The following is a 23,699-nucleotide window of genomic DNA, read 5'->3' on the forward strand; positions in this document are numbered from 1 at the left end:
AAATAATTGTTAAGCCTCTAAAAGCTAAACGTTTTTTCTTTTTAATCTTGAAATTTATCATTTAATAACACGGGGTTTAACATTAAATACCTACAATTGTATATTTATGTAAAAAATGTCAACCAAAACAAAAGGCTGCCATATGGGCAGCCTTGATATGAAATAACAATGAAATTAATTCGCTGCTTTTCGTTTCATCTGATCGAAGAAATCATCATTGGTTTTGGTTTCTTTCATACGATCAAGTAAGAATTCCATTGCAGCAAGCTCATCCATTGGATGCAGTAGTTTGCGTAGAATCCAGACTTTACGTAGGTTATCTTCATCCATCAAACGCTCTTCACGACGCGTACCAGATTTCTTGATATTCATTGCAGGGAAGACGCGTTTTTCGGCAATACGACGATCCAGTGTAATTTCCTGGTTACCTGTACCTTTGAATTCTTCGTAGATCACATCATCCATCTTACTGCCAGTTTCGATCAATGCAGTTGAAATGATGGTCAGTGAACCGCCTTCCTCAATGTTACGTGCTGCACCAAAGAAACGTTTTGGACGTTCGAGAGCATGCGCATCGACACCACCCGTTAACACTTTACCTGATGATGGAATCACCGTGTTATAGGCGCGAGCCAGACGAGTAATCGAGTCGAGTAGAATCACGACATCTTTTTTGTGCTCAACCAGACGTTTCGCCTTCTCAATCACCATTTCGGCAACTTGAACATGACGTGCAGGAGATTCATCAAAAGTGGAAGCCACGACCTCACCGCGAACGGTACGTTCCATTTCAGTGACTTCTTCTGGACGTTCGTCAATGAGTAGAACGATCAGGAAAACCTCTGGATTATTACGAACAATCGACTGTGCGATGTTTTGTAATAACATGGTTTTACCCGCTTTAGGTGGGGCAACAATGATGGAACGCTGGCCTTTACCAATTGGCGCAATAAGATCTACAACACGTGAGGTCAAATCTTCAGTGGTACCGTTACCAAGCTCCATGACCAGTTGCTCGGTTGGGAAAAGTGGCGTTAAGTTTTCAAAAAGAATTTTATTACGAGAGTTTTCAGGAGTGTCGTAGTTAATTTGGTTGACTTTTAACAGTGCAAAATAACGTTCACCTTCTTTTGGTGGGCGAATGGTTCCTGTAATCGTGTCACCTGTGCGCAAATTAAAACGACGAATTTGCGAAGGGCTGACATAGATGTCGTCTGGACCTGCAAGGTAAGAACCCGCAGCTGAACGTAAAAAACCAAAACCATCAGAGAGGATTTCGAGAACACCATCACCAAAGATTTCTTCACCGTTCATGGCGTGGCGTTTTAAGATGGCGAAAATAATATCTTGCTTACGGTTACGAGCCATTCCTTCAAGGCCCATAAACTCAGCAATCTTAATGAGTTCGCCAATCGGTTTTTTCTTGAGTTCGGTTAAGTTCATAAGTGGTCAGATTGATAAGGAAAATAAAGTTGGAGTCAAATAAGAGAAGCAAAAGTCAGCCGCAAGTTTCAAATGCGAAATATACGCACTTGCATAGTCACAAACGCAGAAGTCTGGTTGATTGTTTCGGTATGAAATATATGAAAACAATTGCTAGTGCCGAGCGGCGATCTTATGTTTTGTGTCTTGCTTTGTAAGAAGGCAGGTGAAGTGATTTTCCTTCAGCACTTCTTGCTCAAGAAATATAAGTCAGATCAGCGCATTTGTCAATTTTTCAGCAAAAAAAATACGCTATTTGAAATAGCGTATTAGGGACTCGCATCGTTTGGCAAAAACTTAGGTGTTTTCATCCAGGAATGCAGCAAGTTTAGAACGAGGTGCCGCACCTACTTGTTGAGCAACAACTTGACCGTCTTTGAACAAAAGTAGTGCAGGAATATTACGGATGTTGTACTTCACCGCAGTTTCTTCGCAAGAAGTCACATCTACTTTTACAATTTTTACTTTACCTTCGTATTCTTGAGACAAATCTTCAAGCACAGGCGCAATGGCTTTACATGGCGCACACCATGCTGCCCAGAAGTCAACCAGTACAGGCGTTTGTGAGTCTAGAACATCTGCTTGGAAATCAGCATCAGTGGTATTTACAATATTAGCAGACATAAGCTTGCTCCAAATCTTTTAAGAAATTTTTAGAAGGATAAGAACGTATCGGCATGAAGTATTACATAGCCTTCTAGGTCAATGTAAGGGTTGTTTTACATTATTCAAGGATTCGATTAATTTGTCTAATAGATGTTGGCAATGCTGATCATCGTGACAAACAATGCTAGATCGTCATTATTTTTATATAAAAGCAGCCAACTGATTGGCAAAAATGGCTTTTCAATTGCATGTATGTGAATTACTCTAAGCGACAATTCTGTAGGGGTTAGTTTCAATGGCTGATTTTTTAATTGATGAAGAATTACTTGCTGCCATCGACATGGGATCGAACAGCTTCCATTTAGCCATTGCACGTGTAGATCATGGTGAAGTCAAAAAAGTCGCTTCAATGTCTGAAAAAGTGCAATTGGCGGCAGGCCTTGATGAAAATAAAAATTTGACCGAAGCCGCGCAACAGCGCGGTTTGGCGTGTCTGGCCCGTTTTGTCGGGCGTTTGGGTTCGGTACAGCCGAATCGTTTGCGGATTGTGGCAACTAATGCTTTGCGTCAGGCTAAAAATGGTCATGAATTTATTCAAAAAGCAGCTGAAATATTACCTAAACCCATCGAAATTATTGCGGGTCGTGAAGAAGCTCGTTTAATTTATTTGGGCGTCTCGCATACCATGGCGAACGGTGGTCGCAGATTGGTGATTGATATTGGTGGTGGTTCAACAGAGCTGATTATTGGTGAAGAGTTTGAGCCAATTCAAACCGAATCTTTACAAATGGGTTGTGTTGCCTATACCAAAGCTTTTTTTCCAGAAGGTGATATTAGCCCTAAAATTTTTGATAAGGCTGTCACAGCGGCACGTAAAGAATTATCTGCAATTGCCAATACCTATAAAGCTGAAGGATGGGACACTGTTGTTGGTTCTTCAGGCACTATCAAAGCGGCCAAGCAAATTATGGTCAATCTGGGCTTAAGCGATGAACAGGAAAATGTCACACGTGACGGTCTGGAAAAACTCAAAGATAAACTCCTCAAATTTAAGCATAGCGCCGAGATCGATTTTGAAGGTTTAAAAGACGATCGGCGAGCAGTTTTGCCAGCAGGCTTGGCGATTTTATATGCAGTTTTTGATGTTCTAAATATCGATAAACTCGCATATTCAGATGGTGCGCTACGTGAAGGGGTCATGTACGACTTACTTGGTCGTTTTAAGCATGAAGATATTCGTGATCGAAGCGTACAGGCACTAATGGGGCGCTATAATGCCGATTTAAAACAGGCAGAGCGGGTGGTCAATACCGCACAACAATTGTTTGATGATGTCGCGCAACAACTGGATTTAACCAACGAAGACAGTGATTTATTGCGCCGCGCAGCCTATTTACATGAAATAGGTTTAGCGATCAGTCACGGTGGTTATCATCGTCATGGTGCATACTTATTGCAACATTCGGACATTCCAGGCTTCTCACAAATTGACCAAAATCATCTATCTTTGTTGGTTGCCTATCATCGCCGCAAATTGCGTAATGACGCTAAACACGACGTTTTAAAAGGCGGCGGCATCAAATTGGTCTATCTTTGCCTACTGCTACGTTTGGCTGTTTTACTCAATCACAGCCGAAGTGATCAGATGCTTCCTGCCATTGAATTGACAGTACTAAATAGTCAACAATGGCAACTTAGTGTTTCTGGTGATGCAAAACAATGGCCGTTGCTGGTTGCCGATCTGCATGATGAGCAAGAGCAATTTAAGCATTGGGACATTGAGTTGGATATTCAGTCGGAAAAATTTATCGATTAACTCGACTTGGTTGGGCGATTGAGCATGTGCAATATGCCATCAATACGCCCCAATTTAGGGATAATACTCGACTTATGAAAAGTAAAGCTGCTCAGTCTAAAGCGTGGAAAACCGTACAAATTGCACGACATCCTGATCGACCACAATTTCTAGATTATGTCGGTGAAATTTTCACTGAATTTGATGCCTTGCATGGCGATCGTCTGTTTGGTGATGATGGTGCAATGGTCGGTGGTTTAGCACGTTTTGAAGGCCGCCCAGTCATGGTGGTGGGTCAGCATCGTGGTCGTAGTACCCGTGAAAAGTTAAAACATAATTTTGGGATGTCGAATCCCGAAGGTTATCGTAAATCACAACGCTTACTGGATATGGCGGAACGTTTTAATCTGCCTGTTTTTACCTTTATCGATACCATGGGAGCATATCCCGGTGTCGGTGCAGAAGAACGCGGTCAGGCTGAAGCGATTGCAACGAGCTTGGCGCAACTGTCTCACTTAAAAGTGCCTGTCATTGCGACAGTATTAGGTGAGGGTGGTTCTGGTGGAGCGTTGGGGATTGGCGTTGCTGACCGTGTGATTATGTTGTCACATAGTATCTATTCAGTGATTTCACCTGAAGGCTGTGCCTCTATTTTATGGAAAACAGCAGAAAAGGCAGAGCAAGCCAGTGATGCTTTGGCACTGACTGCAGATAAGCTGCAAAAGATTGGTATTGTCGAATATGTCGTCGATGAAGGCGAAGGCGCACATTTACATCCAGAACAGGTTATGCAAAATCTGCAAGTCGTGTTAAAACAGGCGCTAGATGAATTGCTACCGATGGATGCAGATGAACGATGCGAAGCTCGTTACCAGCGTTTAATGAAATTTGGCAGCGAAAATTTAGGTCTCACCTCTTAAATCAAGCTGAACAGTTTTCACCTGAAACCACATTTTTAATTGGATGCAGTGGTGGCATGGATTCCATGCTATTGCTGCATTTAATGTCGATTGTTTTTCCAGCGCGCGTTCGTGCGATATATATCGATCATCAATTACAAGCCTCTAGCCCTGACTGGGGCATCTTTGTGCAAAACTATGCACAGCAACTCAATATTCCCGTTATTATTCAGAAGGTTGAAGTTGCCTCAGGCAATCTGGAAAATCAGGCACGTACCGCCCGCTATTCTGCATATCAACAACATTTAAAATCTCATGACATTTTAGTCTTGGCACATCATCAGCAAGATCAGGCTGAAACTGTTTTACTGCGATTACTGTCAGGTGCAGGAGTCAATGGTCTGTCTGCCATGCAAGAATTGGAAAATCGGGAAAATTTTCAATTGTGGCGACCTTTTTTATCGTTATCGCGTGAACAAATTGAATCATGGTCGATGCAATTAAATCTGCCATTTGTACAAGATCAGACCAATTTTGACACGCAGTATGATCGGGCATGGTGTCGTCAAGACGTCTGGCCATTATTGCAACAACGTTATCCCAAAATGCAGCAAGCTTTGAGTCGTACCAGTATTCTAATGCAGGATGCTAATAGCATTTTACAGGAGGTATTACTTCAAGATACGCAGTACTGTGGTGATACCCATCAAATCGATCTAGAAAAATTACAACAACTCAGTTTGCCTCGGCAGCGTCAGCTTTTATCGGCGTGGATGAAAGGAGAGGCAGATTATCGACCACCTTTTGAGATGGTGGCGCGTTTACAACAAGAAGTGATCAATGCCAAAGCAGATGCCCAGTCGGCTTTGCATTGGAATGGACACTATTATGTCCGTTATCAAAAACAACTTTATCGAATTGCTAAAGCTTTATATTTAGCGTCAAAAAATTGTTCTCATGTAACGGGTACGATTTGTTTAGATCTTGATCAAAGCATTTCTTTAATTTCAGGGAAATTTAAAATCATTTCTGCTGAGATAGGACTTTCTGCTGATTTATTAAAGCAAAACTTAACGATACACTCTCGTCAGGGCGGTGAAAAAATCCATTTATATGGGCGTGTTGGGCATTGGCCATTAAAAAAAGCCATACAAGAGGCACAAATTTTGCCGTGGTTACGTCATACAATTCAAATATTAGCCATAGATAATGTTATGCTAGGGGTTTTTACCCCAAAAGGGTTTTGGCTAGCACAATCGAAATATTGTGAAAATGACGGTTGGTTGCCACATTTAAGTTCTGAGATAGATAATTTGCGAGTTGAGCATAATTCATGAATGCGACATTAAATTCAAATATCACATTTATTGGTGGTGGTAATATGGCGCAAGCCCTGATTGGTGGCTTGCTGGCACGTGGATTACCAACAACTCGGATTATGGTGTCTGATCCTGTCGAGGCGATTCGTCAGTTATTGCATGAAAAAGAAATTCAGGCAGTGGATGATAATGTAAAAGCCATTAAGAATGCCGATGTGGTCGTTTTAGCGGTGAAACCACAAGTTTTAGGTACGGTTTTAAAGCCTCTATATGGTCTATTTGAAGGCAAGTTAATTGTTTCGATTATTGCTGGAGCAGAAATAGAGACGATTGCTGCATTGACTGGAACTGATCGAGTTGTACGTGTCATGCCGAATACACCTGCTTTGGTTCAGACAGGCGCCCATGGTTTATATGCCAATGAAAATGTGACAACGAAAGACCGTGATTTAGCCAGTCAGATTTTGGCTGCAACGGGTTTAACCATTTGGGTAAATTCAGAAGCACAAATTGATGCTGTGACAGCGGTTTCAGGCTCAGGCCCAGCGTACTTTTTCTATTTAATGGAAAGTATGATTCGCGCTGGAAAAAATATGGGACTGGATGAAAAAGTCGCGACTGCACTCACTTTGCAAACTGCTTTGGGTGCAGCACAAATGGCGATTACCAGTTCCAATACCCCAGCGGAATTGCGTAAAAATGTGACCTCTCCCAATGGTACGACGCAAGCAGCACTTGAAGTCTTTGATCGCGCCCAGATTTCACAAAATATCCAGACAGCACTTGCTGCTGCGCAAAAACGTAGTCAAGAATTAGCACATGAGCTAAGTGACAGTACCAAGACCCATTAAGTAGGAAAGTAACAGTATGGCGAGTTCTGCGCTTATTTTTGGTATTTTAATTAATGTTGCCATTTTATTGGTGTTCTTCCGCTTTTTAATGCAGTTGACAGGGGTAAGCCCTTATAACCCTGTGGTTTTATCAACGGTCAAAGCGACTAAAATTGTGGATATTTTTAGTCGTATTTTTCCGACAGTGGCAAAAGGTCGTGTCAATCTAGCGGCATTGGCACTTTTAATCGTGCTTTATTTACTCAAAATTTTTGGGTTGATGTATCTATCAGGTGCGATGCCAAATAGCCCGATCCATTTGTTGATTTTAACTTTTGTGACCATGATTCAGGATTTGATCCGTTTCTGCCGTTATCTGATTTTTGCTACGATTATTTTGAGCTGGGTGGTGATGTTTACTCAATCACGTTCTCCATATATTGAAGTGATTCAGGAATTGGCTGAACCTTTACTTGCACCATTTCGTCGTTTATTGCCGAATATGGGCATGATTGACCTTTCTCCAATTATTGCATTTTTAGCTTTATATATTGCTGAAATCTTAATGAATGAAGTCGCAAAAATTTTACTGACTGGATTGTAAAATTGATGTGGTTTTTTAATACGTAAAACTCTTAGATAAAACAAAGGCCGAATCAATCGGCCTTTGTTTTATCTAGATTTTCTCTAAAGATTAATGTGCTTCTTCCCAGTTCAATCCTTTACCGACTTCAACCACTAAAGGTACAGAAATTTCAACCACCGATTGCATGGTTTCAGCAAGCTTAGGTGCTAGTTCATCTGCCAAATCAGTATCGACTTCAAATACGAGTTCATCGTGGACTTGAAGTAATAATACGGCCTGATCCTTTGGCAGCATTTTATCCACTTCAATCATCGCAAGTTTAATGATATCCGCCGCGCTGCCTTGCAATGGCGCATTAATGGCGGCACGTTCCGCACCTTTACGCACCATCATATTTCGGGCATCAATGTCTGGCGTATATAAACGACGACCTAAAATGGTTTCCACAAAGCCTTGTTCTAACGCCACCTGACGGGTACGTTGCATGTATTCATAAATACCCGGATAGCGATGGAAGTATTGCTTAATGTAGTTTTGTGATTCTTCACGGGTAAAGCCAAGTTGACGAATCAAACCAAATTCGGACATTCCATACAGCAAGCCAAAGTTAACAGCTTTGGCTTGACGACGCTGATCATTGTTCACTTCTTCTAGTGGAATATTCAACACTTCGGCTGCTGTACGGCGGTGTACATCTTGACCGTGTTTAAACGCATCCAACAGGGCTTCATCTTGAGAAAAATGTGCCATTAAACGTAATTCGATTTGTGAATAATCGGCAGCCAATAATACGCGACCTTCAGGAGCGATAAAGGCTTTGCGAATTTGACGACCAATTTCTCCACGAATCGGAATATTTTGTAGGTTCGGATCTGAAGAAGATAAACGACCTGTGGCAGTCAATGCCTGATGATAACTGGTATGCACTCGATGCGTTTCGTTGTGTGATTGCTCGACCAAACGATCGGTATAGGTGTTTTTCAACTTCGATAAAGTACGGTGTTCTAAAATTACTTCTGCAATAGGGTGCTCGACTTTCTCAAGAATACTTTCACCTGTACTGTGCTGACCTGTTGCGGTTTTTTTGCCGCCTTTTAGCCCCATTTTATCAAATAAAATTTCACCCACTTGTTTAGGGGAGCTGACGTTAAAGGTTTCGCCTGCCAATTCAATTGCCTGATTTTCCAGACCTTGAATAGTTTCAGTAAATTCGAGGCTGAGTTGATCCAAAAAGGCATGATCAAGTTTAATGCCAGCTTCTTCCATACCCGTGAGGATAGATGCCACACGCATTTCGATGTGATACAGAATATTTTCAAGCTCAGGTGAGGCTTTTAGTTTTTTTGCCAACACTTCATATAAGCGATAGGTGACATGTGCATCTTCGGCAGCATAATGTGCAGCCACTTCAATGTCGATCTGATTAAAGGTTTTTTGTTTTGCGCCTTTTCCTGCGATTTGTTCAAAAGTTGTGGTCAAGTGACTTAGGTAGACTCGCGCTACATCATCCATACCATGACGTGTGGCGACTGAGTTCAATACATAAGAGGCCAGCATAGTATCAAAATACCAACCTTTAAGATCAATGCCATGATTGGCAAAAATATGTGCATCGTATTTAAGGTGATGTCCAATTTTCTGGACTGAATCATCTTCCAGAATTGGCTTCATTTGTGCCAATACTTGCTCACGATCAAGCTGCTCTGGTGCACCTTCGTAGTCATGTGTGAGTGGTACGTAATAGGCATCATGAGCATCAAAAGCGATAGAAAAACCGACCATTTCGGCAACACGATAATCCAGACTGGTGGTTTCTGTATCAATGGCAAAACGTTTCTCAGTCTGTAAACGCTTGAATAAATTGTCCCATGCGTCTTGGGTGAGAATCGTATGATAATTGGCAACACCGAGCTGATCATCATCACTGGTCATGCTAGATTGATCTTCTGTTTCAATAGGTTGCGCACTTTCAGCTTTAGCGATTTCTTTGTTGGCTTCTTTATAGCTGTTGCTAACAGGATTATTAGGATGGTCTAAAGATTGCAACTGATTTCTAAATTCGAGTTCGGTATAAAGATGACGTAAGCTATCGACATGTGGCTCACGTAGTTTTAAATCATCCCATGTTAGACCTAAGTCCAGATCGCAGACGATACTCGCAAGTTGATGATCAATGGCAATACCATCGACATTGTCTTTAATGCTCTGACCGACTTTGCCTTTGATTTGATCGACGTTTTCTAAAATGCCACCGATCGAGCCATATTCCGTTAAAAGCTTAGCTGCTGTTTTAGCACCAATGCCGGGAACCCCCATAATGCCATCTGAGGCATCACCCATTAAGGTAAGGTAATCAATGATCTGGTTCGGCCATACGCCAAACTTATCAAAAACGCCTTGAATATCCATGGGTTTATCTTTGAAACTATCTTCAAGCGTGACTTTTTCGTTGACCAGTTGCGCCATGTCTTTATCACCAGTCGAAATTAAGACTTGATGACCTTCTTTTTCTGCATGTTTCGCCAATGTCCCAATAATATCATCGGCTTCTGCACCCGGCAGCATGTATAAAGGAATGCCTAACGCTTTAATTAAAGCATGTAAATACGGAATTTGCTGTGCCAACTCATCGGGCATGCTTGGGCGGTCGCCCTTATAAATAGGCGAAAGTTCATGACGAAATGTGGGTTCTGGGGTATCAAAAATTACCGCCATATGCGTGGGCTGAGTGCGGCGCATCAATTTTTGAATGGCAGAAATAGCACCACGTATTGCATTGGTTTGTAATCCTGTTGAGGTCGTCAACGGTGGGAGTGCATGAAATGCACGAAATAAAAAATAAGACCCATCAACCAAAACAAATGGTGGCATTGAATACTTCCTTACGAACGATTGGGTCTTATTCTACGTGAAAATGAAGCAAAATGTAGAACTTCGCCTTTAGGGACGGTGGCTAAATATACGCAGATGTTTTGATGAGGTAAGATAGCTTTAAAATAACTGAGTTTGTTTTTTTAATATCTATAAAAATGATAAGTATTACCCCACGATAATCATCATTATTCTTGCTGTCGCTTTATTGGTTGCACTTGCTTTTGAGATCAAAAATGCAGTGGCCGTTGTTATTGTACTTTTGATATTTTTTATCGTACAACAATTCACAGCTTTTGAACGCCGTATCCAGCAGCTTGAACAGCAATATCAAGTAACTGCATCTGTTGATCATTTATATTTACCGCGATGGGCTCTATATCTTGGAACTTTAATTGGTCTTGCAGGTTACTATTTGCACAGTGGTTCGGCTATTTTAGTTGGAAGTGGATTGGTGTTGTTTAGTCTGATTCAGATGTTAAGTTCGATGAATGAGCGCCTAAAAAATCTTGAAAACCATAAAAAGATACAACAAGCATCATTGAGTTCTGATGTTGAACCAATTGAATTGAATCATTTGGAGCAATCGAAAACACCTGTGTGGTTTCAATCTCAAGATGATACACCGATATTGTCAACGCTAGAGAATGATCCGACTCATGATGCTCTTGCTGTAGATCCACCATCTCAAAAACAGGCATGGTGGCAACCAGCACTGGATTGGCTGATGCATGGTAATCCAATTTTGCGAGTTGCGATTGCGATTTTAATGATTGGGGTGGTGCTGTTATTGCGTTTTGCCAGCGAACATTGGCAACTCAGTTTGAGTATAAAATTATTGGGAATCGCTATTACAGGCGGTGCATTGACTGTATTTGGCTATTATTTGAGAAAAAAGAACGCATTATTTGCAGTTGCTTTGCAAGGTGCAGGTCTGGCAATTATTTTCCTGACTTTAATTTTTGCGCATCATTATGCGGTGATTGCAAATTTGAGCATCGCAAGTGTTGGTTTTGCTGTTTTGCTACTTATTACGGTCGCTTTAAGCTTAAAACAAAATGCGGTTTATCTATCGATGCTTGCATTAAGTATGGCTTATCTTGCACCTTTATTGATTCCACAATCGCATCCAGATAGTGTCTTTTTGTTGAGTTACTATTTGATGATTAATCTGGCTGTGGCCGCGATGAATTTTATCAAGCCATGGAAAATACTCAATCAAATTGCTTTTTTCGCGTCAGGATTACTTGCGGGCAGCGTCATTGTTATCTATGCAAATCCCGCACAATATCATACGCTTGATCTTATTTTATGGTTGCATATCGCCTTGTTTATCTGGCTGAGTGTACGTTATAGCCAATTGATTCAGAAAGAATATCGCTCTTTAAAAGATCAGTCTTTAAATGATTCTTCCTTGAACCATCAATCCAATATTCAACTTCCACCATTGGTAGATGTTGGTTTGATTTTTAGTGTGCCGATTTTGGGATTTTCCTTACATGCTTTTTTAGTGCAACAGTCAAGTCTAGCACTGACTCTGGGGGCAGCACTTCTGGGAGGAACTTATGCTGCTTTGGGCTGGTGGATTAAACAAAAACAATCTGAATTATCAATTTTAGCCAAAAGTTTTTTTATTTTAGCGGTGGCATTTATTGCGCTGATTTTCCCGTTATATCAAGGGGCGCACTGGACAGCAATTGGTTGGGTGGTGCAAGGGACAGCTTTAATTGTTTGGGGTGTTTCTGAGCGGTATCGATTAAGTCGTTATCTCGGGATATTTTTAGTCGTACTCAGTTCTGTTGTCCTATTTTATCAAGTCTGGTCAGATGAGCATTTTCCTGTGTTAAGCACCAGTATTTATGCGATTTCACAATTCATTTCGGCATATTTTTTATTTCGAGATCCATCCTCTCGACAGGATTCATCAGTCATTGCCAGTCTATTTTTGAGTCTGGCTTTATATTCAGGTGCAGTGGCAGGTGTCGAGTATTTTACATGGCACGGGCAGGGCCTAAGCCCTTATTTGGCGATCGCCGCAATTTTATATTTTGGCTTTACTGGAGTGGTATATTTACGCGCACGTTTGGATTGGCAGTTTCCGCAGTTGATGATTCTGAGTATTTTTATCGGCTTGTGTTTCGTAGAGCTGATTCAACAGGGACTATTCACACATTTTCATTGGATTGCTTCGTTACAGCAAATGAGCTTTTTCATTGCAGCAACCACTTTGGCCTTGCTCTTGATTAGCATTCAAAAAAACCAGCAAATTGATTCGAAGTTTAATGCTTGGTGGGCCGCTTTACTCTGGCTGAGTTTAGCGACAATAGGTCCAGCACTTTGGCCAGATGCTGCATTGCTTTCTTTCGCTGTGATTCCTGTCTTATATAGCATTTGGCTGTTTAAGCGAAAAAATGACCTTATGCTAGATCAGTTTTCAGTTTGGGCACTGACTTGGTTTTGGTTGTTAATAGTCAGTTTAAGTGATCAGGTTTTTGTGGCTTATTATTTACCGATCTTCAATCCTGTAGATTTATTGTGCTTAAGCGTGTTATCTGGATTATTGTGGATGGTTTATCATCATAATTTTACCGCTTCATTTAAAACATTAGAATGGTTTTCTAAAGTGGTCAACATTCTGATTGCCTTGGTGGTGTTTAGCAGTATTGTCGTTCGGGCCTTACATATGTATTTGGCAACACCTCTTTGGGGCTGGACAATTTGGTCGAATGGTACGGTACAACTTAGCTTAACTTTACTTTGGGTAATTTTGGCTTTCGTGTTAATGACTTTTTCGAGTCAGCGTCAAATCCGTCAGCTTTGGTTTGTTGGGGCAGCCTTACTTGCTATTGTGGTGATTAAGCTAGTGGTACTTGATTTGTCGCAGAGTGGAACCTTAACGCGTGTGGTTTCATTTATTGGTGCTGGAGCTATCATGTTGGTCATTGCTTATCTGGCACCATTGCCGCCAGCACAATCAAATAAGGAAAGCATTGAGCGTTAAATTTTAAAGCTTATAGATACACTATTTTAGCGGGTGGCAAACCACCCTTGTTAAGTTGCCTAAAGTTTTGGTTCTCGTTTAAGTTCCTGTGTATTGGCATAGGAGTCAATGTCATCTTCCGTTAAAGGCGTTGTTGGTGGACGATCAACAAAACCCATCTTCGGTACAGGAATCTCAATTTGATTTTCCAAAAAGCCATTACGAATACGTTCTTGCAATTCATCGCGAGTTTTTAAATACAACTCTTGACGGCACCAGACTGAAAATAACAGCTCAATTGAAGATTCACGAAAGGCGGTGACAGTCACCTCAGGTTTCGGGTCATCTAATGCCAAAGGATATCTGGATGCAACATCAAGAAGAACCTTACGCACTTTCATGATGTCTTCCTGAAAGTTAATGGCGAGGGTAATCGGAATACGCCGTATCGGATACTTGGACATATTCATGACTGGAGCTCGAATCAATTGTTCATTGGGTAAACGTACATAGACATTATCCAATGTCAGTAATTTAACCGAAAGCAAATCGATCGAAATCACTTGTCCTTCAATGGTATGACCACGAATTAAGGTAATTTGAATAGTATCTCCGACCTCAAATGACCCTTCACCAATCAGGAACAAACCGCTAATCAAGTTACTGGCTGAGGTTTGTGAAGCAAAACCCAAAGCGACAGTTAAAATTCCGGCTGCGCCTAAAAATACGCTGAGTTTAAAGCCTGCTTCTTTCAGGCTAGCCATCACAAAAATAATAAAAATAAAGTAGAAGATCCCGCGTCGCCAAACCATTCGTTGGTGTGCATTGAAGCGCATGCCTACGGTTCGGATAAACGTATTTGAAACCAAGCGGGCAAAAATAAAGCCAATTAAACATAGAACAACAGCGACCAGAATTTCACTCAGTCGATCCAGATTAATATTGGTAAAAATCCCTTTGAGGCTGACAGCGACATCTTTGGGGATATTGGAATCTGCCATAATGCCTCCTTAGAAAAATGAATCAAACATGTTAAACAAGGCACCACCCGGCGAGCGTGGTGGATGTACATAAGTGACTTCACCTGCCAATGGGGGCGTACGATTTTCCAGACGAATACGCGGTGGACGATCTGAACCTTCGTGTATGACTTTAATTTGAGATGTCCATAAGCGATTGGTGCTTTCACTATAAAATAAAGGCAAAGCAGACACAGGAACATTCATACGATCAAAACGTAATTGCTGGCTACTGGTATTATGAAATTCAACTGGAGTAACAGCTCGAAATGCGCGGGGTTTAAGTAGATTTAAATCGGTGCGACCATCAACTGCTGTGGCATAGCACATTTCCCCAGTACGATGATCAGGGCCAAACCAGGTGTCTTTGGGGCGAATCACTGGAAGATCGAAAATAGGCTCTCTCTGATTTTCAACAAAGCCTGCAATCCATAATGGCGTACTAATATAAAGTGTGCCACGTTCACCTGCTGGAATATAAATGGGGTCGACGGGTTTGATAACCACAGAACGATCTGCCAAACGTGGCATCAGTTGAAATTCATTATGGGTGTTGCGAAACATATAGCGTTCAATTTTTGCCCCTTGTGGAAAGGCAAAATGTGGATCTGCAATTCTCTGCCATTGTTGTTCATAGTCATGTTGGTATTGTGGACGATAATATTCCAGTCGCCATTCATTAATTCCGCGTGTCAAACGAAAGAGCAATGACCCAAACTGCCATGCTTTAGATTCGCTGAGTTCAAATTTCTGTTCACCCCACCACCTTAAATTAGTTTGCTCGGGTTCGAGATGATCGTATTGCTGTTGTTCCAAGTTAAAAAATTCCTCTGGTGAGTTTGTAAAAACAGACTTCACGCTGTAGTACGCTTAGAGTACACTCAAAACTCTATTTTTGATCATTATAAATTTGTGATGCAAATACTTAAACAAATACAAATTCCATATAGTTTTGCGAAACGTCATGGCGTTTTGTTGCGTTATGAAGGGGATCAAGTCTTTATTGTACGCCGTCAAAATACAGAGTGGATTGCCTTGCAGGAAGCAAGACGGATCGTAGGGAAACCAGCTCAACATCAAATTTGCGATGATCAGAGTTTTAATGCATTACTGAGTTCGAGTTATGCAGGCGATACAGGAGAATCGCAACAAGTTGCCGCGGGGCTTGAAGACCATCCAGATTTATTAAGTTTGGCAGATCAGGTGCCAGAAGCTGAAGATTTAATGGATCAGGAAGATGATGCGCCGATTGTCAGGCTGATTAATGCACTTTTGTCTGAAGCCATTCGGGTCAATGCGTCAGATATTCATATCGAATCTTTTGAAAAAAAACTTTCAGTGCGTTTGCGTGTCGATGGTCAACTACGTGAAATTGTACAGCCGCGCCGTGAACTTGCGCCTTTATTGGTTTCACGTATTAAAGTCATGGCAAAACTGGATATTGCCGAGAAACGTATTCCTCAGGATGGTCGTATTTCGTTGCGTTTAGCGGGTCGAGAAGTGGATGTACGTGTCTCTACCTTGCCTTCTTCACATGGCGAACGTGTGGTGATGCGTTTACTGGATAAACAGGCGGGCCGCTTAAACATGACCCATTTGGGACTCATGTCAAACGATTACGAACGCTTGACGCATTTGGTACATCGTCCGCATGGCATCATTTTAGTCACAGGGCCGACAGGTTCGGGTAAGACCACGACTTTATATGCGGCGCTTTCTGATTTAAATGACAATACTCGCAATATCCTGACCGCTGAAGATCCGATTGAATATCAGTTAGAGGGAATTGGGCAAACTCAGGTCAATACCAAAGTGGATATGACCTTTGCCCGTGCTTTAAAAGCCATGCTGCGTCAAGATCCCGATGTTGTGATGGTTGGAGAAATCCGCGATCTGGAAACAGCTGAAATTGCCGTACAAGCCTCATTGACAGGGCATTTGGTTTTATCTACGTTGCATACCAATACTGCAATTGGTGCAGTCACTCGTCTAAAAGATATGGGAATTGAACCCTTTTTGCTATCTAGTTCCTTAATTGGGGTAATCGCACAGCGTTTGGTCCGGACCTTATGTTCACATTGCGCGACTTGGCGCGAAGCAGATGATTTTGAGCGTCAATTATTTCAGCATATTAGTGCTGAAGAAAACTTAAAACTACCAGAGCCTCAAGGTTGTGAGCATTGTTCACATTTAGGTTTTACTGGGCGAACTGCCATTTATGAAATTGTCCCTGTAGATGACCAAATGCGCCGTTTCATTCACGGCAATGCTGCTGAATTTGAACTAGAGCGCTACGCTCGTCAATATTCAGGTTCAATTCGTGATGATGGTTTAAGAAAAGTATTGGCGGGGAAAACCACATTGGAAGAAGTATTACGTGTGACCAATCAAGCTGAAGAATAGCGAACAAAATTTTAAAATTTAAAAAGCACAAAGCACCGATTAAGGTGCTTTGTGCTATGCATGAGAGGGAGTATGCATTGGGGGTGATATTGAAAGCCTATTCTTTAGCTAATTGTCTAGCAGTCAATTTTATGATGGCTCATCTCATCAAAAAATCTAACTTGAAAACTAGCCTTTAAGACGACAGTGCTAATGGCTTCAATATCAAAATCTATTTAACGATTTATTTACTTTAACTCAGTACATTCACCTTTAGATGCATTGTTTATCCAGATAAATGCTTATCATTGTTTAGGTATGAATAAACCTATCATGATGACTGAGTATTGCTTAAATAAATTGTGTGATATTAATTTGTGCTTAAGTATATAGTATGCGATTTAATTAATTTAGCAAGATGATATTCAAAATATTTTTAAATTTTATTTGTTATGCATAAGCAGATTATTGCGTAAAATCTGTAATTGATCTTTGAGTGCTAACAGCTGGTCTAAATCACAGGATGTCGTGCTAATGACTTTTTCAGGAACTTCGAGTGCTTTTTTTTGCAGATTAATCCCTGAATCAGTCAAGGTAATAATCACTTGTCGTTCATCCTGAGACGAGCGTTGACGTTGAATCAGTTGATGTGATTCCAGTTTTTTTAAAAGCGGAGTTAAGGTGGAGGATTCTAAAAATAAACGCGCGCCTATTTCAGAAACGGTCACCTGATCTTTTTCCCACAATACGAGCATCACCAGATATTGAGGATACGTTAGCCCTAAGGATGCTAGAACTTTTCGATAAATCTGATGAAATGCAAGATTCGTAGAATAAATCATAAAGCACAACTGATTATCTAGTTGTAAACCCGATGAATCTTGTTGCATAAAAATTCTTCAATATAAAAAAGATGCGATATTGGATTATAGCTTTAAATAAATGATTTCAGTAATAAAAAAATATGATGTATCAAAAAGAAATTAAACGTCGATGCTGCATCAGTGGCATTGATGCTCGAATTTGATCCTGTTCTTTGGCATTGAATTCGATTGTGATGAGTCCTGCGCCTTCATCTTGGATCATCTGCAAAAGCTGTCCACGACTATTGGTTGCTCCTGTATGTCCCCAAGTTTGGCGCTTTTCACCATGCCAGCCTTGTTGCGCTGCACCCAATACATCACATTGAGTATCCATTGCACGAGCTTGTAATAAAAGCTGCCAATGCATTTGACCTGTCGTATAAGTAAAAGCCGCTGGAGCAGTTAAAATGCGTGCACCTTGCGCTCGAAGAGTTAATGCCAGTTCTGGAAAACGAAGATCATAACAGACCATCATCCCGATATTGCCAAACGGTGTTTTGGCGACCACAGGCTGATCACCGGGTTCAAAAAACTTGGATTCCTGATACCCTCCGACAGCATCACCCACTTGCACATCAAACAAATGAATTTTGTCATAACGTGCCTGTGTCCCTTCAGGACTGATACATAAGCTGACTGTACGTACACGCCCATCTTGAATGATCGACCCATCAGGACGAAATGGGCAGGGCAATGTCCCTGCAATAATCCAAATATGATATTGATGCGCCAGTCGTTCTAAACGCTGCTGGATATGTTCAAATTGTGCTGCTGTTTCACGCTGTTTCCCCGCAGCAAAACAGACAAAATTTTCAGGAAATACGATCAACTCTGCATGTTGCGCTTTACTCTGTTGAATCAAAGACTCGATCATACGAAAATTATCGTCGATCTCATTTTGAGAATTCATTTGTGCAACAGAAAGTAAAGTCATATGCCAATTTTATCCTGAAAATATCTGGAGGCTAAGCGTTTTGCTTAGCAGATACTTGATCCATTGTATCTTGTTCTTTTTGTAGTTGTTTGACTAAAGGCTCAAACATATTCTGGTTATTTTCGTTTAGTTGCATCAGGGTTTTATGTGCATCAAGTACTGTTTTAAGCATGGTGTTATGTGTAATTTCTTCTTCACATAATTCACGCGTACACACTTGTGGTTCTTTACAATAATTCAAGATAACAAAAACCTGCCCTAGCCCCATGCTATTGGCCAGAGTCGTAATATCCGGATTGGTTGATAACATGACTGCCTGAATATGATGGACCTGCTTCAGTTTTAGACCTAGCTTTGCCAATATTCCAAGAACCGTACTATCAATAAAAGTTGTTTCAGTTAAATCGACAATTGCACCAACCACATTTTGCTGTTGTTCAATTCGATTTAGAAGTTTGTCTAGACTTATGCAAGACTGGGCGCGTACTTCACCAATAAGTTTGAAAATATGCGTTCCATTCAAGCTTGCATATTCAACATGACCTGTTGACATATAAATGCCATTTTCAGAGAAGGATTGCAAAATTATCACATAGGGCGCTTAGATACTCAAGTATCTAACAGTCGGATAAGGAATACTAAAAAGACATGCTATTGATTATGCTGCTAATTCAGTCGACAAAGACTTAGAATTGCAATGTCATCAGCAACATGTTCAGGGGCTTGAAAAGACTGTTTTTGTAAATGATCAACCAATTGAGCAAACTGTTCATTTAGTCCACCATCAAAAGGTTCGAGTGCACCGTCTGAACAAATAATAAACCGAGTCTGACGATTTAAGGTAAATTCGAATTCTTCGATATCCAGATCATCCGTTAAACCCAGCGGAAAACTACTGGTGTTTAAAATTTTAGGCGGTTGATTGGGTTCAAAAATAATCGGAGGCGGGTAGTGACCAGCACTTGACCAGCGAATTTGATGGGTGTGTAAATTTAAAATACCTGCAACCATCGTAATATGCTTTTCGATATTTTCCTGTAACAGCATTCCATTGAGTTTTTTGATTAACTCGCGTGGCGTTTTAGAACGTCCATGAAAAGCCGCCATCCATGAAGTGAGTAAACTACTGGTGACCCCATGTCCAGAAACATCGGCTAAATAAAATAATACTTCTTTATCATTAAGCTTCCAGTAATCATACCAGTCACCTGATAAATACGCAGAAGGCTGAAAAAAAGTTTCAATTTTATAGTCGAGTAAATCGAGGGTATTGGGCAGGAGTTTCTTCTGCAATTCAGCCGCAGCAGGAAGATCACGACTATCTTGATTACGCTTATATTGAGCATCAATCTGCAATAAAGCTTCTACAGGATTCTGCGGCAATTTCCCCCAAATCCAACCTGCAAGCGCACCAAGTTGCCAAGCTTGAGCAAGAGCTGCACCTTCGTCTTCACGTGCAATAACTACGGTAGGTAGTGCCCACTGGTATTGTAAAAAATCTTGAACGTCTGCAATCGCGATAATCGTAGGGTCATATAATTCCAGATCATCTATGTGAATGACTTGTAGGCTCGGTAGCTCATCAAGGGCTTTATCTAAATGAGGGACTGAACGTGTCGGTTGAATAAAATACATAGACGATTAAATGGAACCTTATTAATAATCACATTTACTATAATAGATGTACTATAGAAATCAAAAGATTGCTAGAAAAACTCAATCTCTAACAATCTTAAATGAATACATTATGTAAGCTAAAGCTTAATTTTGATCACCTGAATCATCTGATTCATCATCGATAAACTGGATCTGTTCTGCGGAATTGCCTTTTTTCTCTGCAATCTGGAAGTTTTTACGCTGTAAGTATAGATCACGAATGACTGCATACTTGTCGCCTTGCAGAATTTGCTCAATATCCAGAACTTGCGCACGAGTATCAATCGCTTGCAACATATTGGTCGACCAATATAAACCGTCTTGATCATCCATAATATATTTTTGTGGACGTGCTTGACTATCTACAGCAAGTCCAAAACCATCACGTAACGTACTTGGACCAAAGAACGGTAACATCAAAAATGGCCCCGATGGAACACCATAATACCCAAGCGTTACCCCAAAACTTTCTTCTTCAGCGGGTAAGCCTAAGCGACGTGCTGGGTCGGCTAAGCCCAGGGTTGTTAAAGTATTAATCGTAAAACGGCCAAATGTTTTTGCTGCACGAGAAGGTCGACCCTGAATTAACTGATTTACAGCATTCCACGGTTCGCCTAAATTTTTACGGAACTGGCGATAAGAACCACGAACTTGTTCAGGTGTTTTTTGGGTATATTGAACAGCGATCGGACGCACAATAGTTCGATCTAAAGCATCATTAAAAGCATAAAATTGACGATTAAGTGGCTGTAAAGGATCTTTAACTTGATCAGGCTGTGCAGCATTCGCATTTACCTTGAAATCACTGGCCTTAACATTTTTAAGATCGTCTTTGATTTCCTTTAACTTCTGAAATCGTGCACGGTGTTCAGGTGTATCAGATTCAGGAATAGACGAGTATTCTATAGCATCAGTCACCACATCATTTGTACTCTCTTGAGCAAAAAGATGAAAAGACATGCCAGTTGAAAGAAGTCCAATAAAGACGAGTTTTGAGTAATGCATAAGAATCCTTAGTCGCCTCTTGCGGCAAGATTTTATACCATTCTATATAAAGATGGTTCTATTGAATAATAGGATCATAGCTGTTATTAAAACAAAACTGGGTAAAAAATGTTATAAAAAAGATAAAAAGATTAAAAACCGATCAAACACTCAAAATATTAAATAAAAGGGGTTGCGTTGGTTGTGGAATGCTGTAGAATGCGCACTCATCGGTGGTGAAGCGGATAAAAACTTGTTGAAAAACAGGGTGTTGGTTGGGTCTTGAGGGATTTGATTGATATTTTGGTTGAGTAAAATGAGTTTTAAAAATATCTAAATTGCCTGTTGACTTTTAAGAGATTGAGAGTAATATAGCCGACCTAGCTTGATGCTGACGAAGCATGAAGAAGATCATTAAGAATATAGAAGAACAACTTGTGTGGATTTTTACTAATTGATTGATCGAAATATTATCATTAATTGATTGGTTTAAATTACTCGAAGTTTATTTGAGAGAATTTGTCAGTAATTGATGAGCCAGAATTGGCACCTTGTCTTTAATAAGGTGCGAAATGATTTTAACTGAAGAGTTTGATCATGGCTCAGATTGAACGCTGGCGGCAGGCTTAACACATGCAAGTCGAGCGGAGAGAGGTAGCTTGCTACTGATCTTAGCGGCGGACGGGTGAGTAATACTTAGGAATCTGGCTATTAGTGGGGGACAACATTTCGAAAGGGATGCTAATACCGCATACGTCCTACGGGAGAAAGCAGGGGATCTTCGGACCTTGCGCTAATAGATGAGCCTAAGTCGGATTAGCTAGTTGGTGGGGTAAAGGCCTACCAAGGCGACGATCTGTAGCGGGTCTGAGAGGATGATCCGCCACACTGGGACTGAGACACGGCCCAGACTCCTACGGGAGGCAGCAGTGGGGAATATTGGACAATGGGGGGAACCCTGATCCAGCCATGCCGCGTGTGTGAAGAAGGCCTTATGGTTGTAAAGCACTTTAAGCGAGGAGGAGGGTACTGGTATTAATACTACCAGGTACTGGACGTTACTCGCAGAATAAGCACCGGCTAACTCTGTGCCAGCAGCCGCGGTAATACAGAGGGTGCGAGCGTTAATCGGATTTACTGGGCGTAAAGCGTGCGTAGGCGGCTAATTGAGTCGGATGTGAAATCCCCGAGCTTAACTTGGGAATTGCATTCGATACTGGTTAGCTAGAGTGTGGGAGAGGATGGTAGAATTCCAGGTGTAGCGGTGAAATGCGTAGAGATCTGGAGGAATACCGATGGCGAAGGCAGCCATCTGGCCTAACACTGACGCTGAGGTACGAAAGCATGGGGAGCAAACAGGATTAGATACCCTGGTAGTCCATGCCGTAAACGATGTCTACTAGCCGTTGGTCTCTTTGAGGGATTAGTGGCGCAGCTAACGCGATAAGTAGACCGCCTGGGGAGTACGGTCGCAAGACTAAAACTCAAATGAATTGACGGGGGCCCGCACAAGCGGTGGAGCATGTGGTTTAATTCGATGCAACGCGAAGAACCTTACCTGGTCTTGACATAGTAAGAACTTTCCAGAGATGGATTGGTGCCTTCGGGAACTTACATACAGGTGCTGCATGGCTGTCGTCAGCTCGTGTCGTGAGATGTTGGGTTAAGTCCCGCAACGAGCGCAACCCTTTTCCTTATTTGCCAGCACTTTGGGTGGGAACTTTAAGGATACTGCCAGTGACAAACTGGAGGAAGGCGGGGACGACGTCAAGTCATCATGGCCCTTACGACCAGGGCTACACACGTGCTACAATGGTCGGTACAAAGGGTTGCTACCTAGCGATAGGATGCTAATCTCAAAAAGCCGATCGTAGTCCGGATTGGAGTCTGCAACTCGACTCCATGAAGTCGGAATCGCTAGTAATCGCGGATCAGAATGCCGCGGTGAATACGTTCCCGGGCCTTGTACACACCGCCCGTCACACCATGGGAGTTTGTTGCACCAGAAGTGGATAGTCTAACTGCAAAGAGGACGTTCACCACGGTGTGGCCGATGACTGGGGTGAAGTCGTAACAAGGTAGCCGTAGGGGAACCTGCGGCTGGATCACCTCCTTAACGAAAAGATTGGTTGATTGGTAAGAATCCACAACAAGTTGTTCTTCTGGTATCTGAATGAAAAAGATTTAGAGAGAAGCTTTTAAAAAAAGAGCGAGAATCAAACACTACGCACAGCGAAGCTGTTTGTCTTGCGAAACTTTTAAAGCGGTGCTTTAAAACTTTCTCAGGGTCTGTAGCTCAGTTGGTTAGAGCACACGCTTGATAAGCGTGGGGTCACAAGTTCAAGTCTTGTCAGACCCACCATTCTGACGAATAGATTAATGAGTACAGAGTTAAAGATACGTAAATGATATAAGCTGGGGACTTAGCTTAGTTGGTAGAGCGCCTGCTTTGCACGCAGGAGGTCAGGAGTTCGACTCTCCTAGTCTCCACCA

17 protein-coding genes, 2 tRNA genes and 1 rRNA gene are annotated in these 23,699 nt (G+C 41.5%); 10 read left to right on the forward strand and 10 right to left on the reverse strand.

Annotated elements, in window-relative coordinates; genetic code table 11:
* Positions 1-174: 174 nt before the first annotated feature.
* Positions 175-1,443: a transcription termination factor Rho gene (gene rho, locus F944_RS16410; protein ID WP_004993042.1), complete on the reverse strand. Its 1,269-nt coding sequence runs from the start codon at positions 1,441-1,443 to the stop codon at positions 175-177.
* Between the two features lie 336 nt (positions 1,444-1,779).
* A complete protein-coding gene (trxA, locus tag F944_RS16415; RefSeq protein ID WP_004993046.1) occupies positions 1,780-2,106 on the reverse strand; it encodes a thioredoxin in 327 nt (108 codons plus the stop codon).
* Positions 2,107-2,383: 277 nt separating this feature from the next.
* Here trxA and ppx point away from each other — a divergent pair, with 277 nt between their 5' ends.
* From ppx to F944_RS16440, 5 genes are all read left to right on the forward strand, one after another.
* Positions 2,384-3,904, forward strand: a complete 1,521-nt coding sequence (gene ppx / locus F944_RS16420; protein WP_004993048.1) for an exopolyphosphatase — start codon at positions 2,384-2,386, stop codon at positions 3,902-3,904.
* Between the two features lie 74 nt (positions 3,905-3,978).
* A complete protein-coding gene (locus tag F944_RS16425; protein WP_004993051.1) occupies positions 3,979-4,803 on the forward strand; it encodes an acetyl-CoA carboxylase carboxyltransferase subunit alpha in 825 nt (274 codons plus the stop codon).
* Positions 4,740-6,119, forward strand: a complete 1,380-nt coding sequence (tilS, locus tag F944_RS16430; RefSeq protein WP_080633059.1) for a tRNA lysidine(34) synthetase TilS — start codon at positions 4,740-4,742, stop codon at positions 6,117-6,119. The genes F944_RS16425 and tilS overlap by 64 nt, the downstream gene beginning before the upstream one ends.
* Positions 6,116-6,952 carry a pyrroline-5-carboxylate reductase gene (proC, locus tag F944_RS16435; RefSeq protein ID WP_004993054.1) on the forward strand — a complete coding sequence of 279 codons (837 nt, stop codon included), beginning with the start codon at positions 6,116-6,118 and terminating at the stop codon, positions 6,950-6,952. Before tilS ends, proC begins: the two co-directional genes overlap by 4 nt.
* A gap of 16 nt (positions 6,953-6,968) precedes the next feature.
* The gene (locus F944_RS16440) at positions 6,969-7,535 is read left to right on the forward strand and encodes a YggT family protein (protein ID WP_004993058.1); all 567 of its coding nucleotides are present in this window, start codon (positions 6,969-6,971) and stop codon (positions 7,533-7,535) included.
* Between the two features lie 90 nt (positions 7,536-7,625).
* Here F944_RS16440 and polA read toward each other — a convergent pair whose 3' ends face one another.
* A complete protein-coding gene (gene polA / locus F944_RS16445; protein WP_004993061.1) occupies positions 7,626-10,388 on the reverse strand; it encodes a DNA polymerase I in 2,763 nt (920 codons plus the stop codon).
* 148 nt (positions 10,389-10,536) lie between these two features.
* Between polA and F944_RS16450 the strand changes: the two genes are divergently transcribed.
* On the forward strand, positions 10,537-13,389 hold the full coding sequence (locus tag F944_RS16450) for a DUF2339 domain-containing protein (protein WP_026039915.1): 2,853 nt from the start codon (positions 10,537-10,539) through the stop codon (positions 13,387-13,389).
* 59 nt (positions 13,390-13,448) lie between these two features.
* Here the strand turns inward: F944_RS16450 and F944_RS16455 are convergent, their stop codons facing one another.
* Both F944_RS16455 and F944_RS16460 read right to left on the reverse strand, forming a co-directional pair.
* On the reverse strand, positions 13,449-14,369 hold the full coding sequence (locus F944_RS16455) for a mechanosensitive ion channel family protein (RefSeq protein WP_004993064.1): 921 nt from the start codon (positions 14,367-14,369) through the stop codon (positions 13,449-13,451).
* A 9-nt stretch (positions 14,370-14,378) separates the two neighbouring features.
* Positions 14,379-15,203: a hypothetical protein gene (locus F944_RS16460; RefSeq protein ID WP_004993066.1), complete on the reverse strand. Its 825-nt coding sequence runs from the start codon at positions 15,201-15,203 to the stop codon at positions 14,379-14,381.
* A gap of 99 nt (positions 15,204-15,302) precedes the next feature.
* On the opposite strand from F944_RS16460, the gene gspE reads away from it, so the two are divergent.
* Positions 15,303-16,790: a type II secretion system ATPase GspE gene (gspE, locus tag F944_RS16465; RefSeq protein ID WP_004993069.1), complete on the forward strand. Its 1,488-nt coding sequence runs from the start codon at positions 15,303-15,305 to the stop codon at positions 16,788-16,790.
* A 422-nt stretch (positions 16,791-17,212) separates the two neighbouring features.
* On the opposite strand, the gene F944_RS16470 is transcribed toward gspE, so the two are convergent.
* From F944_RS16470 to F944_RS16490, 5 genes are all read right to left on the reverse strand, one after another.
* On the reverse strand, positions 17,213-17,659 hold the full coding sequence (locus F944_RS16470) for a MarR family winged helix-turn-helix transcriptional regulator (protein WP_004993071.1): 447 nt from the start codon (positions 17,657-17,659) through the stop codon (positions 17,213-17,215).
* Positions 17,660-17,741: 82 nt separating this feature from the next.
* Complete coding sequence (locus F944_RS16475) at positions 17,742-18,566, reverse strand: carbon-nitrogen hydrolase family protein (protein WP_004993075.1); 825 nt, start codon at positions 18,564-18,566, stop codon at positions 17,742-17,744.
* A 31-nt stretch (positions 18,567-18,597) separates the two neighbouring features.
* The gene (gigB, locus tag F944_RS16480) at positions 18,598-19,119 is read right to left on the reverse strand and encodes an anti-anti-sigma factor GigB (protein WP_004993077.1); all 522 of its coding nucleotides are present in this window, start codon (positions 19,117-19,119) and stop codon (positions 18,598-18,600) included.
* 113 nt (positions 19,120-19,232) lie between these two features.
* On the reverse strand, positions 19,233-20,201 hold the full coding sequence (gene gigA, locus F944_RS16485) for an RsbU family protein phosphatase GigA (RefSeq protein ID WP_004993079.1): 969 nt from the start codon (positions 20,199-20,201) through the stop codon (positions 19,233-19,235).
* Positions 20,202-20,327: 126 nt separating this feature from the next.
* Positions 20,328-21,227, reverse strand: a complete 900-nt coding sequence (locus F944_RS16490) for an MlaA family lipoprotein (protein WP_004993081.1) — start codon at positions 21,225-21,227, stop codon at positions 20,328-20,330.
* 558 nt (positions 21,228-21,785) lie between these two features.
* Here F944_RS16490 and F944_RS16495 point away from each other — a divergent pair.
* From F944_RS16495 to F944_RS16505, 3 genes are all read left to right on the forward strand, one after another.
* Positions 21,786-23,322, forward strand: a 16S ribosomal RNA gene (locus F944_RS16495).
* A 169-nt stretch (positions 23,323-23,491) separates the two neighbouring features.
* Positions 23,492-23,568 (forward strand) — tRNA-Ile (locus tag F944_RS16500).
* 55 nt (positions 23,569-23,623) lie between these two features.
* Positions 23,624-23,699: transfer RNA gene (locus F944_RS16505), tRNA-Ala, on the forward strand.

This window comes from Acinetobacter ursingii DSM 16037 = CIP 107286, from assembly GCF_000368825.1.
GTDB classification, from domain to species: domain Bacteria; phylum Pseudomonadota; class Gammaproteobacteria; order Pseudomonadales; family Moraxellaceae; genus Acinetobacter; species Acinetobacter ursingii.

Excerpts from the sequence above, each read along its gene's own strand:
- rho (WP_004993042.1), bottom strand. The coding sequence starts at position 1,443 with ATGAACTTAACCGAACTCAAGAAAAAACCGATTGGCGAACTCATTAAG.
- trxA (WP_004993046.1), bottom strand. The coding sequence starts at position 2,106 with ATGTCTGCTAATATTGTAAATACCACTGATGCTGATTTCCAAGCAGAT.
- ppx (WP_004993048.1), top strand. The coding sequence starts at position 2,384 with ATGGCTGATTTTTTAATTGATGAAGAATTACTTGCTGCCATCGACATG.
- F944_RS16425 (WP_004993051.1), top strand. The coding sequence starts at position 3,979 with ATGAAAAGTAAAGCTGCTCAGTCTAAAGCGTGGAAAACCGTACAAATT.
- tilS (WP_080633059.1), top strand. The coding sequence starts at position 4,740 with ATGCGAAGCTCGTTACCAGCGTTTAATGAAATTTGGCAGCGAAAATTT.
- proC (WP_004993054.1), top strand. The coding sequence starts at position 6,116 with ATGAATGCGACATTAAATTCAAATATCACATTTATTGGTGGTGGTAAT.
- F944_RS16440 (WP_004993058.1), top strand. The coding sequence starts at position 6,969 with ATGGCGAGTTCTGCGCTTATTTTTGGTATTTTAATTAATGTTGCCATT.
- polA (WP_004993061.1), bottom strand. The coding sequence starts at position 10,388 with ATGCCACCATTTGTTTTGGTTGATGGGTCTTATTTTTTATTTCGTGCA.
- F944_RS16455 (WP_004993064.1), bottom strand. The coding sequence starts at position 14,369 with ATGGCAGATTCCAATATCCCCAAAGATGTCGCTGTCAGCCTCAAAGGG.
- gspE (WP_004993069.1), top strand. The coding sequence starts at position 15,303 with ATGCAAATACTTAAACAAATACAAATTCCATATAGTTTTGCGAAACGT.
- F944_RS16470 (WP_004993071.1), bottom strand. The coding sequence starts at position 17,659 with ATGCAACAAGATTCATCGGGTTTACAACTAGATAATCAGTTGTGCTTT.
- F944_RS16475 (WP_004993075.1), bottom strand. The coding sequence starts at position 18,566 with ATGACTTTACTTTCTGTTGCACAAATGAATTCTCAAAATGAGATCGAC.
- gigB (WP_004993077.1), bottom strand. The coding sequence starts at position 19,119 with ATGTCAACAGGTCATGTTGAATATGCAAGCTTGAATGGAACGCATATT.
- gigA (WP_004993079.1), bottom strand. The coding sequence starts at position 20,201 with ATGTATTTTATTCAACCGACACGTTCAGTCCCTCATTTAGATAAAGCC.
- F944_RS16490 (WP_004993081.1), bottom strand. The coding sequence starts at position 21,227 with ATGCATTACTCAAAACTCGTCTTTATTGGACTTCTTTCAACTGGCATG.